The sequence below is a fragment of the Pseudomonas sp. G1002 genome (genome assembly GCF_013385455.1).
Taxonomy (GTDB): domain Bacteria; phylum Pseudomonadota; class Gammaproteobacteria; order Pseudomonadales; family Pseudomonadaceae; genus Aquipseudomonas.
This window is the reverse complement of record NZ_JACAPY010000035.1, coordinates 1-12,760: the sequence shown is the minus strand read 5'-3', so window position 1 is coordinate 12,760 and position 12,760 is coordinate 1. Positions and strand designations below refer to the sequence as shown.

Below are 12,760 nucleotides of genomic sequence, written 5' to 3'. Positions count from 1 at the left end.
CTCCTTCAAAGGGTGCCTATGCCGCCAGGTGCCACGCCGCTGTTGGCCACGGCAATGCCGTTGATCAATGGCGCGCCGAATTCGGCCTGGCTGATTTCAAACACATCGCCTGGCTGGGTACGAATGCCGTCGGCAAACGACAAGGTGGCGGTGCCGAAGAAATGGATATGCACGTCACCTGGGCGCAGGAACTGGGTGTATTTGAAATGGTGGTATTCAAGGTTTTCGAGGCTGTGGCACATATTGGCTTCGCCACTGAGGAATTCGTGCTGCCACAGCACCTCGCCATTGCGCACGATACGGCTGGTGCCCGCCAGGTGCCGGGGCAGTTCACCCAGGCGCAACTCGGGACCATAGCTGCAACTGCGCAGCTTGGAGTGGGCCAGGTACAGGTAATTCTTGCGCTCCATCACGTGGTCGGAAAACTCGTTGCCCACCGCGTATCCCAGGCGATACGGCTTGCCGTCGTGACCAATCACATACAGCCCGGCGATTTCCGGCTCTTCGCCGGCGTCTTCGGCAAACGCTGGCCACGGGAATGGCTGGCCGGGACGCACCACGATGCTGCCGTCGCCCTTGTAGAACCATTCCGGCTGCACACCGGCCTGGCCAGAAGCCGGTTTGCCGCCCTCCACGCCCCATTTGAAGATGCGCATGCTGTCGGTCATCGCGCTTTCGTCACTGGCGTTCTGGTGCATCTTGTCCCGCGCCGACGCACTGCCCAGGTGGGTCAGGCCGGTACCGCTGACCAGCGTGTGGGCCGGGTCCGGGTGATCCAGCGGTGGCAAGATCTTCTGCGCGGCCAGCAGTCTGGCGTAGTCGTGGCTCTCGGCCAGGCCGAGGTGGTCTATGTGCTGTTGCAAGGTGACGCCAGCTTCGATGGCGGCGAGTGCCAGGTCGCGTACCGTGCGGGCGGCCCGCACCTCGCGTACCTGATCGCCGTCGACCACGCCCACTCGGCGTTCGCCGTTGTTCAATTCAAACTGCACTAACCCCATGAGTGTTCTCCTGATTGCCAATTAAGTACGCGTGGCGCCACGGGCGCTGGCGGCGAACTGGTCGGGCGGCAGCACGTGCCTGCGCTCCAGCAACCGATAGACCACCCCGGTCAACACCACCCCGAACAGCATCACGCACGCCAGGAAGTACAAGCCCGACGCAAGGTTGCCGGTGTACTCCTTGAGGGCGCCGATCACGAACGGCCCGATGTAGCCGCCGAGGTTGCCCACCGAGTTGATCAAGGCGATGCCCGCCGCTGCACTCGCGCCGGCAAAGAAACGTCCCGGCAAGGTCCAGAACACCGCCGTGCAAGAAAACAGCGCAAACGCCACCAGGCACAGCGCTGCCAGTTGCCACAGCGGCACTGTCAGCCAGGCGCTGAGGAACAGGCCGATGGCGCCCAACACGTAGAGCACGGCGAGATGACCGTAGCGATCATTCAGGCGATCGGAACTGCGCGGGACGATCAGCAAACCGATGATCCCGAAGATGTAGGGCACTGCCGACACAAACCCGGTGGTCAGGTCGCTGCCGCCAAACTGCTTGATCAAGGTCGGCAGCCACAGGCCCAGCCCATAAATGCTCAAAGTCACCGGCAGGTAGAACAGCGCCAGCAGCAGCACGCGTTTGTCCTTCAGCGCATGCAGCGGGTTGCCGTGCCGGGTCTGGCCGTAGGCTTGCAGGTCTTTGGCCAGCTCGCCGGTGAGCCAGGCCTTCTCCGCCTGGTCCATCCATTTCACCTGTTGCGGCCCATCCGGCAGGTAGCGCAGCACCGGCCAGGTCAGCAGGATCGCCGGGGTGCCGATGACGATGAACAACCACTGCCAGCCGTGCAGGCCGAGTATCCCGTCCATGCCGAGCAAGCCGCCCGCCACGGGGCCGGTGATCATCATCGCGATGGGTTGGGACAGGATGAACAGCCCGAGGATCTTGCCGCGGTGCCTCACCGGGAACCATTGGGTGATGTAGTAGAGGACACCCGGGAAGAACCCGGCTTCGGCGGCGCCCAGCAGAAAGCGCATCACATAGAAACTGTGGGGGCCCTGGACGAATGCCATGCCGATGGTAATCGCGCCCCAGGTCACCATGATTCGTGCGAACCAGCGCCGCGCGCCGAAACGGTCGAGCATCAGGTTGCTGGGGATTTCCAGCAGGAAGTAGCCAATAAAGAACAGCCCTGCTCCCAGCCCATACGCCGCATCGCCGATGCCGACATCCGCGCCCATGTGCAATTTGGCGAAGCCCACGGCCGAGCGATCCACGTAGGCAATCAGGTACAGCAAGATCAGGAAGGGAATCAGTTTCAGCGTGATGCGACGTATCAGCCGCTGTTCCTGGCTCATGTGAGCGGTCTCCGATTGTTATTTTTATAGAGCGTTTCGGGTTGCCTCTCGCGGAAAACCGCCAGGGCCAGGCCTCGTTGAATCGGACTATATAGTAATACTATTTAATCAACAACACTTCCAAACACCCGAATTTACGCCTATGTTAAGCCGAGAATGGATCAATATAGTCTTACAATAAGAGAGTCAGCCATGTCCGAGAAAAAGCCCGTCCTGCGCTCCGCCAGCTGGTTTGGTACCGCCGATAAAAACGGCTTCATGTACCGCAGCTGGATGAAAAACCAGGGGATTGCCGATCATCAGTTCCACGGCAAACCGATCATCGGGATCTGCAATACCTGGTCGGAGCTGACGCCCTGCAACGCGCACTTCCGCCAGATTGCCGAGCATGTGAAACGCGGCGTGATCGAAGCCGGTGGCTTTCCGGTGGAATTTCCGGTGTTCTCCAACGGCGAATCGAACCTGCGCCCCACCGCGATGCTCACCCGTAACCTGGCCAGCATGGACGTGGAGGAAGCCATTCGCGGCAACCCCATCGACGGCGTGGTGCTGCTGACCGGCTGTGACAAGACCACCCCGGCGCTGCTGATGGGCGCCGCCAGTTGCGACGTGCCGGCGATCGTCGTCACCGGCGGGCCGATGCTCAACGGCAAGCACAAGGGCCAGGACATCGGCTCGGGCACCGTGGTGTGGCAGCTCAGCGAACAGGTCAAGGCGGGCACCATTACCCTCGACGATTTCCTCGCGGCCGAAGGCGGCATGTCCCGCTCGGCGGGCACCTGCAACACCATGGGCACCGCCTCGACCATGGCCTGCATGGCCGAAGCACTCGGCACTTCCCTGCCCCACAACGCGGCGATTCCCGCGGTGGATGCGCGGCGTTATGTACTGGCGCACATGTCCGGCATGCGTGCGGTGGAGATGGTGCGCGAAGACCTGAAGCTGTCGAAGATCCTGACCAAGGAGGCTTTCGAAAACGCGATTCGCGTCAACGCAGCCATCGGCGGCTCGACCAACGCGGTGATTCACCTGAAAGCCATCGCCGGACGCATCGGCGTCGAGCTCGACCTGGACGACTGGACCCGCATGGGCCGTGGCATGCCGACCATCGTCGACCTGCAGCCGTCCGGGCGCTTCCTGATGGAGGAGTTCTACTACGCTGGCGGCCTGCCGGCGGTGCTGCGCCGCCTCGGTGAGGCCAACCTGATCCCGCACCCGAATGCCTTGACCGTCAACGGCAAGTCCCTCGGCGAAAACACCCGCGAAGCACCGATCTACGGCCAGGACGAAGTGATCCGCACCCTCGACAACCCGATCCGCGCCGACGGCGGCATTTGTGTGCTGCGGGGCAACCTCGCACCACTGGGTGCAGTCCTCAAGCCCTCGGCTGCCAGTGCCGAACTGATGCAGCATCGCGGGCGTGCCGTGGTGTTCGAGAACTTCGACATGTACAAGGCACGGATCAACGACCCGGAACTGGACGTGGATGCCAACTCGATCCTGGTGATGAAAAACTGCGGGCCCAAGGGTTATCCGGGCATGGCGGAAGTCGGCAACATGGGCTTGCCGGCCAAACTGCTGGCCCAGGGCGTGACCGACATGGTGCGGATTTCCGATGCGCGCATGAGCGGCACGGCCTACGGCACCGTGGTGTTGCACGTGGCCCCGGAAGCGGCGGCCGGCGGCCCGTTGGCCGCGGTCAAGGAAGGCGACTGGATCGAACTCGATTGCGCCAATGGCCGCCTGCACCTGGACATCCCGGACGCCGAACTGGCGGCCCGCATGGCCGACCTTGCGCCGCCCGAGCAACTGATTGTCGGGGGTTACCGGCAGCTGTACATCGACCACGTATTACAGGCAGACCAGGGCTGCGACTTCGACTTCCTGGTGGGCTGCCGTGGCGCCGAAGTGCCGCGTCATTCCCACTAATTGGGACGGGAGCAATGTTATGATGCCGCGTATTTCGCCAGAGTAGCCTCCCTGTTATGGATCAGCAGCCGACCAAGCCGCGCAAGAGCATGCACGCCCAAATCGTCCAGGACTTGGGCATGCACATCGTTTCCGGGCGCTTCAAGCCGGAAGAACGGTTGCCCATGGAGGCCACCTTGTGCGAGGAGTACAAGGTCAGCCGCTCGGTATTGCGTGAGGCGACCCGGGTGCTCAGCGCCAAGGGCCTGGTGATTTCCAAGCCCAAGGTTGGCGCCGTGGTGCGCCCACGGGTGCAGTGGCACCTGCTGGACCCGGACGTGCTGACCTGGCTGATGCAGTCGACACCCCACAGCGAGTTTTTCAACACCCTGGCCGGTGTGCGCCGGATCCTCGAGCCGGAAATCGCCGCGATGGCCGCGACCACCGCCACCGACGCCGACATCGCCACCATCGAAAAAGCCTACCTCGGCATGGAAACCGCCAATACCCACGAAACGTTGCTGCAGGCTGACCTGGACTTCCACCGGGCGATTGCCGATGCGACCCGCAACGACTTGCTGGCCTACATGTGCAACATGCTGTCGCTGCCACTTCGCGAGTCCATCAACATCACCAACCGTCGCCCCGACATCCAGGGCCTCAGCCTGCCCCGGCACAAAGCGATCCTCACCGCGATCAAGAACCGTGACGCCCTCGGCGCGCGGCATGCCTCCCTGGTGCAACTGGACGATACCCGGGTGGCGCTGGACACCGTGATGAACGTGTTGACGCCGCTGTAGCGCCAGGCAACCCACCGTCAAGTCGAGGCCGCCCTTGGATTACTTCGCTGCGTTAACCGCCTTTGTCGAAGCCGCCGAGGGCAATAACTTCTCCCGTGCCGCCGACCGGCTTGGCATCAAGGCTTCCACGGTTTCACGCTACGTGAAGGACCTTGAACAGGACCTCGGCATCGCCTTGTTCAACCGCTCTACCCGTACGCTGCACCTGACCGAGGGTGGCCAGACATTCCTGACGCACGCACGCCGGGTACTGGACGAGCTGGAACAAGCCAAGGCGGCCACCTCCGCGCTGAACGAACAACCACGGGGCGTGCTCAAGCTCAACCTGCCGCCCGCCTTTGCCCGCCACCATATCCTTCCCACCTTGAATGCCTTCCTGGCTCGCTACCCGCAGATCAAGCTGGAACTGGTGCTGGACGACAGCCACGTCAACCTGATTCATGCCGGCGCGGACCTGGCGATCCGCATTGGCACCCTGGCGGATTCCACGTTGAAGGCACGCAAGATCTGCGATGAGCGCTACCGGCTGGTGGCCAGCCCGGCGTTTTGCCGGGAGTATCCGGCGCCGGTCAACCCTGCCGACCTGGCTGCCATGCCGGCGATTCTGGGGGCGGCTGACAGCGCATTTGCCAACGGGCGTGAGGTGTCACCGCTGGTGCATAAACACAGCATCCGGATCAACGACCTGGACGCACAATTGATCGCCGCACAACAGGGCCTGGGATTTGCCTTGCTGCCCGACTGGCTGGTAGCCAAACCCATTGAAACCGGCGAGTTGCTGGTGTGGTTGCCTGAGTGGGATATCCGCATCGCAGGCCGTGAATCGGCGGTTTGGTTCGTTTATCCACCCAAGCGCATCGTGTCTTCCAAAGTGCGGTGCTTCATCGACTTTATCGTCGAGCAACTGGGCGAAACACCGCACTGGAAACGTCTCAGCTGAAGCGGATATCCAGCGACCGCAGATAGGTTTGCAGCCCCGCATCCTGGATCGGAATCAGGAAGGCTTCCGTGTCGGACTCATTGAAGTGGGCATGCCAGTAACCTGGCGGCGTCACGAACGCCAGGCCCGGCGACCAGTCGACCCGCACCGGGTTGCGGATCTGCCCATCGGCGTCCAGTTCGGTGCCCACCAGCGAATAGCAGCCCTTGGGGCAATCAATGATGAAATCCAGCGCAATCGACTGGTGTCGGTGGGGCTTCTGAATCGACCCCGGCGGCAGGATGCCGTACATCGCCCACAGCACATGGGTCACGGTGCGAGTCTGCGGGAAGTTGCGATTGCCCAGCAGGATGCTGATACGGCTACGGTCCTGGGCGCGGGGATCATCGGCCGCTTCCCGCAGTTTTGCGTTGGCCAGCTCCGCGGGATACAGCGTCGGCACGAAGCGATCGGCACTGCGGATCACGCCCAGGTAACGCAACAGCGGCTCATCGTGGACGTAATACAGGCGCGCATCCTCTGATGCGCTGAACCGCGCTTGCTGCAGACCTGGCAGCGCAATGAAGCAGCCTTTGGTCCAGTCGATGCGGTGCGCGCCCTGAACCACACTGCCCTGCCCGGCGATGACATAAAACACCTGTGAGGTGGCGTTGGGGTGCAGTTCCAGCGTATCGCCGGCGTTCAGGCGAATGAAGTTCGCACACAGCCCCGGACCGGTGGCCGGACCTTCGCAACCCAAGGCATCGCTGAGGTCCAGCGGCACTACCCGAGAGGGCCCACTGTCGTACAGCGAGGCCGGGAAGCTGTGATAGGGAATGCGGGTGATCAGGTTGGCGCTGATGGGATTGGCGGCCTTGCTGTATTCAAAGTATTCGGCATCGAGCAGGTGCTGCGGTTGGGTATCGGCCACGTCAGGCTTGAATTCGCTATTCATTATGATCACCTCAATCTACGACTGGATTTCGCATGCCCCGTGGGGCGCTGCGGCGGTGAAAGAACTATAGGCATTCAGCGGCGGTGGATTAATCCCTCATCTTGCACAGCAGTTGTGCGAAATGGGGCAGGCACAAGCCTCTCTTGGTGTACTGATAGTTGGATTCAACCAACTATCAAAGTGCCACTTTATAAGTAAGTTAAATATATATACATCAGCGCCCATAAAAAATCCGCCGCAGAGACTGCGGCGGCAAACCAAAGGATGTTGTCGAAGCAGAGCGGCTAAGACAGGGTTAAAACTACAGCAGCGTGCGCATATGCACAGTGAATTTTAATTAATCGAGTTTAATCGGCAGTGCACCTGCGCACGCAACTATTGGCAATTAAACTATCCACGAAACAACAGGCTAGTTAAACAAACACGGTTGATCGTGGACTTTCGTTTTACCTTGCTGCTTCGCCGAAAAGGCCCGGGTTTGCCCCGGGCCTTTTTTTCGGGGACCATATCGGCCTTCTTTCTGATGTCACCCAAGGGAATCCCATGGCCAACCACGACCTCGCCTTCACCCCCGATCTCGACCCGGACTCCATCTCTTCCGACGTTATCGGCTTCAACGGCATCCTCGTCTCCACGCAAATCCCTACCCGCGCCGACGGCAGCCTGGAGCTTGGCGACATCACCCTGCAAAGCGAATGCACCCTGCAAGCCCTCAAGGTGGCCCTGGAACGTGCCGGCAGTTCGATTGACCGGGTCATGCACCTGACCATCTACCTGACCGACATGGCCGACCGCGCCGCTTTCAATGAAGTCTACAAGCGCTACTTCGCCAAGCCCTGGCCGGTGCGTGCGGCGGTTGGTGTTGCCGCCCTGGCCGTCGAAGGCATGCGGGTTGAAGTCACTGCGATGGCCGCCAAGGGCTGAGTCAAACGCTCTATATCAACCAACGATGATCAAATGTGGGAGCTGTCGAGCTCCAGCGAGGCTGCGATGGGATCGCCGCGGTGTCACTGATACACCGCGGTGTCTGCATCGCGGGCAAGCCCGGCTCCCACCGTTGAGTGCATTCCAATTTGGGAGCACACCTGGGGCTTGATAGATGTCGATAGCGCATTTCGCAGCTACAATGCCCGCCTCCGTGACAAGCCTGACTAAAAAAACTATGTCCTTGCCCAAGCATCACCTGGAATTGCTCAGCCCTGCGCGCGATGTTGCCATCGCCCGCGAGGCCATCCTGCATGGCGCCGACGCCGTGTACATCGGCGGCCCGAGTTTCGGCGCGCGCCATAACGCCTGCAACGACGTGAGCGATATCGCGCAGTTGGTGGAGTTCGCTCGGCGCTACCATGCGCGGGTGTTCACCACCATCAACACGATCCTGCACGACAACGAGCTTGAGCCGGCGCGCAAGCTGATCCACGAGCTTTACGATGCCGGCGTCGACGCGCTGATCGTCCAGGACCTGGGGGTGATGGAGCTGGATATCCCGCCCATCGAACTGCATGCCAGCACCCAGACCGACATCCGCACCCTGGGCCGGGCCAAGTTCCTCGACCAGGCCGGTTTTTCGCAGCTGGTGTTGGCCCGTGAGCTGAACCTGCAGGAAATCCGTGCGATTGCCGATGAAACCGATGCCGCCATCGAGTTCTTCATCCACGGTGCCTTGTGCGTGGCCTTCTCCGGCCAGTGCAACATCTCCCACGCCCAGAATGGCCGCAGCGCCAACCGCGGCGATTGCTCCCAGGCCTGCCGCCTGCCCTACACCCTGAAGGATGACCAGGGCCGTGTGGTTGCCTTTGAAAAGCACCTGTTGTCGATGAAAGACAACAACCAGAGCGCCAACCTGCGCGCCCTGGTGGATGCCGGCGTGCGTTCGTTCAAGATTGAAGGCCGCTACAAGGACATGGGCTATGTGAAGAACATCACCGCCTATTACCGCCAGCGCCTGGACGAGATTCTTGAAGACCGTCCGGACCTGGCCCGCGCTTCCAGCGGCCGCACCGCGCATTTCTTCCTGCCGGACCCGGAAAAGACCTTCCATCGTGGCAGCACCGACTACTTCGTCACCGACCGCAAGGTCGACATCGGCGCCTTCGACACCCCAACCTTTACCGGCCTGCCGGTGGGTGTGGTGGAAAAAGCCGGCAAGCGTGACTTGCAAGTGATCACCCATGAGCCGCTGTCCAACGGCGACGGCCTCAACGTGCTGATCAAGCGTGAAGTGGTGGGTTTCCGCGCCAACATTGCCGAGCCAAAAGGCGAGTTCGAAGAGGACGGCGAGAAGCGCTATCGCTACCGCGTCGAGCCCAACGAGATGCCGGCCGGCTTGCACCAACTGCGGCCGAACCATCCGTTGAACCGCAACCTGGACCATAACTGGCAACAGGCGCTGCTCAAGACTTCCGCCGAACGCCGGATCGGCGTGTCATGGGCGGCTCGCCTGCAGGAAGATCGCCTGGAACTGACCGTCACCAGCGAAGAAGGCATCAGCGCCAGCGTTGCCCTGCCCGGCCCGTTTGGCGTGGCCAACAAGCCGGAACAGGCCCTGGAAACCCTGCGCGACCTGCTGGGCCAACTGGGCACCACGCAATACCACGCCACCGCGATCGAGCTGTATGCGCCGCAGGCGTTCTTCATCCCGAATTCGCAGCTCAAGGCCCTGCGCCGTGAAGTGATCGAGGCGCTGACCGAGGCGCGTATCCAGGCCCATCCACGGGGCGGCCGCAAGGCAGAAACCACGCCGCCGCCAGTGTATCCGGAATCGCACCTGTCGTTCCTGGCCAACGTCTACAACCAGAAGGCCCGCGACTTCTATCACCGTCACGGTGTGCAACTGATCGATGCGGCGTATGAAGCCCACGAAGAAACCGGCGAAGTGCCGGTGATGATCACCAAGCACTGCCTGCGGTTCTCGTTCAACCTGTGCCCCAAACAGGCCAAGGGTGTGACGGGGGTGAAGACCAAGGTTGCGCCGATGCAGTTGATCCACGGCGACGAAGTACTGACGCTGAAGTTCGACTGCAAGCCTTGCGAGATGCACGTGATCGGCAAGATCAAGGGCCACATCCTCGGCCTGCCGCAACCCGGCAGCGTGGTGGGTTATATCAGCCCGGATGACCTGCTCAAGACCATCCCGCGCGGCGCACATTGAGTCGCGGGTGAGCGTCATGCTACGGCGTGACGTTCACCGCTGTTTTCGAGCGCCACCACCAACCCCGCTGCAATCCCGCCGCCGCCAGCAGAATGGCCGCCACGCCCAGCCATTGCATCCAGCCCAGCCGATGCCCAAAGGCAATCCAGTCGACAAAGATTGCCGCAATCGGGTAGATAAACGACAGCGCCCCGGTGATTGCCGTCGGCAACTTCTGGATCGCGCCATACAGCAGCACGTACATCAAGCCGGTATGCACAACGCCCAGGGTCAGCAATGCGGCCCAGGCATCCATCGACGCCGAAAGGCTGTGCCACTGCATCAACGGTGCCAGCAGCAAAGCGCCCGTGGTCACCTGGATCAGCGCCATCAAATGCGGCGGTACCTCCTTCAAGCGCTTGATGATCAGCGCGGCAATCGCGTACAAAAACGCCGCACCCAGCGCCAATGCCACGCCCACCAGATAGTCATCCCCGGTATTTGACTGATCGCCATGGGCAGTGACAATCGCCAGCATTCCCACGAACGCCACGCTCAGCCAGGCGAGCTTCTGCACGGTGATTTTCTCGCCCAGGAACACTGCTGCCAGCATCACCAGCATGAACGGCTGCACGTTATACACCGCTGTACTGATGGAAATGGATGCCCTGGCGTAGGACTCGAACAGCAGCAACCAATTCCCCACGATCGCCACGCCGCTGAGCATCGCCAGCCCGAGTTTGCGGTAGTCCAGCAAGTCCAGGCGCAGATAGCCGAGCAGCCAGCACACCACCAGCAACGTCAGCGCGCCGATCACGCAACGCCAGAACACCACTTCGACCACCGGCACCCCCGATACCAGCACGAACCAGCCGATGGTGCCGGATATGAGCATGGCGGCGACCATTTCCCATGAACCGCGACGTATGGATTTGTCCATGATTGAGCTCCTCAAGTGAGGCTCAATTATGGCAATCTGGCCTGTAGCGACTCCAGATTCTAAATAAGGCGAACCTTGCATTTCGCCTATTCTTATTAGGCAAACCTGAGCAATCGCTTTCGGAGCGACCATGATTGACAGCATTGACCAGCAACTGATCGCCGCGCTGATGGACGATTCGCGCCTGTCCCTCAAGGCCTTGGCGGGTATCACCGGCCTGTCCTCCCCCAGCGTCGGCGAGCGGCTGCGGCGCCTGGAAGAGCGTGGCGTCTTGAAGAACTACACCGTGGACATTGACCCCAAGCATTTTGGCTATCTGCTGCAAGCCATCGTGCGCATTCGCCCTTTGCCCGGGAAACTGCAGGAGGTGGAGCGCCAGATCCAGGCGATCCCCGAGTTCACCGAGTGCGACAAGGTGACCGGCGATGACTGCTTCATCGCACGCCTGCATGTGCGCACCATGGACCAACTCGACACACTGCTGGATAAGCTCAACGCTTACGCCGAAACCAACACCGCCATCGTCAAGAAAACCCCGGTAAAACGCCGATTGCCACCACTGAGTGATTCATGATTCTGAGTCACTGATGCAGTGACGGGATCGCTATTCTGTCAATCCAGGGCGGTGTTTATGCTTGATCCACACATTGGAACAACAGGCGTAAACACCATGTATGTCATCACCGGAATCACAGGCAAAGTCGGCGGCGCCCTCGCGCGCTTTCTCCTCAACGATCGTCAACCCGTGCGCGCAGTCATTCGCGATGCCAGCAAAGGCGCCGTATGGGCCGCCCTTGGTTGCGAGGTCGCCATCGCCAATATGGACGACGCTGCGGCCCTCACCGAAGCATTCAAGGGCGCCACCGGCGTGTTCATCCTGCCGCCTTCGGATTTCGACCCGGAGCCGGGTTTTCCCGAGGCGCGCAAGGTGATTGCCGCCGTCGCTCAGGCCATTGAAGCTGCGGCCCCGCAGAAAGTTGTTTGCCTGTCGACCATCGGCGCCCAGGCCGAGCACCTGAATCTGCTGACCCAACGCACCTTGATGGAGCAGGCGCTGAGCGCGTTGAACGTGCCGGTGACCTTTTTGCGTCCGGGCTGGTTCATGGAAAACGCCGCCTACGACGTAGCCACCGCCCGCGAACACGGAGTGATCCACAGCTTCCTGCAACCGCTGGATAAGACCGTACCGATGATCGCCACCGCCGACGTCGGCCGCCTCGCTGCGCAATTGTTGCAGCAACACTGGAGCGGGCGTCGGGTAGTTGAGCTGGAAGGCCAATGGGTCAGCCCGAACGACATCGCTCGCACGTTGACCGAAGTGCTTGGTCGTGGTGTGACAGCACAGGTGGTGCCTCGCGATGCGTGGGAGCCGATGTTTCGTGAGCAAGGCGCGCAGAATCCAATGCCGCGGATGCGCATGATTGATGGGTTTAACGAAGGTTGGATCTGCTTTGAGCAGGCGGACGTGGTTAAGGGTGAGACCACATTGCTCAAGGTGCTGCGGGAGTTGGCTGCAAAAACCTGATGCCATGGCCTGCAAGCCAGCTCAGTGATTGGGTACATATCCGTTATTTGGGTAACGGCGGCGTATGGTTTCGCTCTTCCAGCGAGTCACTTTGCAAAAGCGGCAAAGTCCACCAAACGGCATTGCTCCGCGGGCCGCCGCTCCGCAATACCTGCGTTCGGCCTCGGACTTATTGGGGCAGTCAGATCAAAATCAAAAGCAAGAGCACAGCGGCCTCCCGGCGGGCTTGAGTGTTAAAAGC

11 protein-coding genes are annotated in these 12,760 nt (G+C 61.2%); 7 read left to right on the top strand and 4 right to left on the bottom strand.

Annotation, left to right across the window (positions count from 1 at the left end):
* Positions 1–5: 5 nt before the first annotated feature.
* Together araD1 and HX801_RS23080 are read right to left on the bottom strand one after the other, a co-directional pair.
* Entirely contained in the window at positions 6–998 is a 993-nt protein-coding gene (araD1, locus tag HX801_RS23085) for an AraD1 family protein (protein WP_177022803.1), read from the bottom strand.
* 21 nt (positions 999–1,019) lie between these two features.
* Positions 1,020–2,342: an MFS transporter gene (locus tag HX801_RS23080; protein WP_087693837.1), complete on the bottom strand. Its 1,323-nt coding sequence runs from the start codon at positions 2,340–2,342 to the stop codon at positions 1,020–1,022.
* 192 nt (positions 2,343–2,534) lie between these two features.
* Between HX801_RS23080 and HX801_RS23075 the strand changes: the two genes are divergently transcribed.
* Genes HX801_RS23075 through HX801_RS23065 form a run of 3 tightly spaced genes read left to right on the top strand, consistent with a single transcriptional unit; the run spans position 2,535 to position 5,990 of the window.
* A complete protein-coding gene (locus HX801_RS23075; RefSeq protein WP_102369089.1) occupies positions 2,535–4,271 on the top strand; it encodes an IlvD/Edd family dehydratase in 1,737 nt (578 codons plus the stop codon).
* A 56-nt stretch (positions 4,272–4,327) separates the two neighbouring features.
* Positions 4,328–5,050, top strand: coding sequence for a FadR/GntR family transcriptional regulator (locus tag HX801_RS23070; RefSeq protein WP_003217775.1), 723 nt, complete (start codon positions 4,328–4,330; stop codon positions 5,048–5,050).
* Between the two features lie 34 nt (positions 5,051–5,084).
* Complete coding sequence (locus HX801_RS23065) at positions 5,085–5,990, top strand: LysR family transcriptional regulator (RefSeq protein ID WP_177022802.1); 906 nt, start codon at positions 5,085–5,087, stop codon at positions 5,988–5,990.
* Here HX801_RS23065 and HX801_RS23060 read toward each other — a convergent pair.
* Positions 5,983–6,924, bottom strand: a complete 942-nt coding sequence (locus HX801_RS23060) for a cupin (RefSeq protein ID WP_008433330.1) — start codon at positions 6,922–6,924, stop codon at positions 5,983–5,985. The two genes, HX801_RS23065 and HX801_RS23060, sit on opposite strands and share 8 nt — an antisense overlap.
* A gap of 543 nt (positions 6,925–7,467) precedes the next feature.
* Here HX801_RS23060 and HX801_RS23055 point away from each other — a divergent pair.
* Together HX801_RS23055 and HX801_RS23050 are read left to right on the top strand one after the other, a co-directional pair.
* Positions 7,468–7,848, top strand: a complete 381-nt coding sequence (locus tag HX801_RS23055; RefSeq protein ID WP_003217799.1) for a RidA family protein — start codon at positions 7,468–7,470, stop codon at positions 7,846–7,848.
* 238 nt (positions 7,849–8,086) lie between these two features.
* Positions 8,087–10,075, top strand: coding sequence for a U32 family peptidase (locus HX801_RS23050; protein WP_177022801.1), 1,989 nt, complete (start codon positions 8,087–8,089; stop codon positions 10,073–10,075).
* Between the two features lie 19 nt (positions 10,076–10,094).
* Here the strand turns inward: HX801_RS23050 and HX801_RS23045 are convergent, their stop codons facing one another.
* Complete coding sequence (locus tag HX801_RS23045) at positions 10,095–10,994, bottom strand: DMT family transporter (protein ID WP_177022800.1); 900 nt, start codon at positions 10,992–10,994, stop codon at positions 10,095–10,097.
* A gap of 130 nt (positions 10,995–11,124) precedes the next feature.
* On the opposite strand from HX801_RS23045, the gene HX801_RS23040 reads away from it, so the two are divergent.
* Both HX801_RS23040 and HX801_RS23035 read left to right on the top strand, forming a co-directional pair.
* A complete protein-coding gene (locus tag HX801_RS23040; RefSeq protein ID WP_003217805.1) occupies positions 11,125–11,568 on the top strand; it encodes an Lrp/AsnC family transcriptional regulator in 444 nt (147 codons plus the stop codon).
* 96 nt (positions 11,569–11,664) lie between these two features.
* Positions 11,665–12,519 (top strand): NmrA family NAD(P)-binding protein, encoded by an 855-nt coding sequence (locus HX801_RS23035; protein WP_008433321.1) that lies wholly within the window; start codon positions 11,665–11,667, stop codon positions 12,517–12,519.
* Positions 12,520–12,760: the final 241 nt, after the last annotated feature.

Bases quoted from the DNA above. Each gene is read 5' to 3' on its own strand.
- araD1 (WP_177022803.1), bottom strand. From the start codon at position 998: ATGGGGTTAGTGCAGTTTGAATTGAACAACGGCGAACGCCGAGTGGGC.
- HX801_RS23080 (WP_087693837.1), bottom strand. From the start codon at position 2,342: ATGAGCCAGGAACAGCGGCTGATACGTCGCATCACGCTGAAACTGATT.
- HX801_RS23075 (WP_102369089.1), top strand. From the start codon at position 2,535: ATGTCCGAGAAAAAGCCCGTCCTGCGCTCCGCCAGCTGGTTTGGTACC.
- HX801_RS23070 (WP_003217775.1), top strand. From the start codon at position 4,328: ATGGATCAGCAGCCGACCAAGCCGCGCAAGAGCATGCACGCCCAAATC.
- HX801_RS23060 (WP_008433330.1), bottom strand. From the start codon at position 6,924: ATGAATAGCGAATTCAAGCCTGACGTGGCCGATACCCAACCGCAGCAC.
- HX801_RS23055 (WP_003217799.1), top strand. From the start codon at position 7,468: ATGGCCAACCACGACCTCGCCTTCACCCCCGATCTCGACCCGGACTCC.
- HX801_RS23050 (WP_177022801.1), top strand. From the start codon at position 8,087: ATGTCCTTGCCCAAGCATCACCTGGAATTGCTCAGCCCTGCGCGCGAT.
- HX801_RS23045 (WP_177022800.1), bottom strand. From the start codon at position 10,994: ATGGACAAATCCATACGTCGCGGTTCATGGGAAATGGTCGCCGCCATG.
- HX801_RS23040 (WP_003217805.1), top strand. From the start codon at position 11,125: ATGATTGACAGCATTGACCAGCAACTGATCGCCGCGCTGATGGACGAT.
- HX801_RS23035 (WP_008433321.1), top strand. From the start codon at position 11,665: ATGTATGTCATCACCGGAATCACAGGCAAAGTCGGCGGCGCCCTCGCG.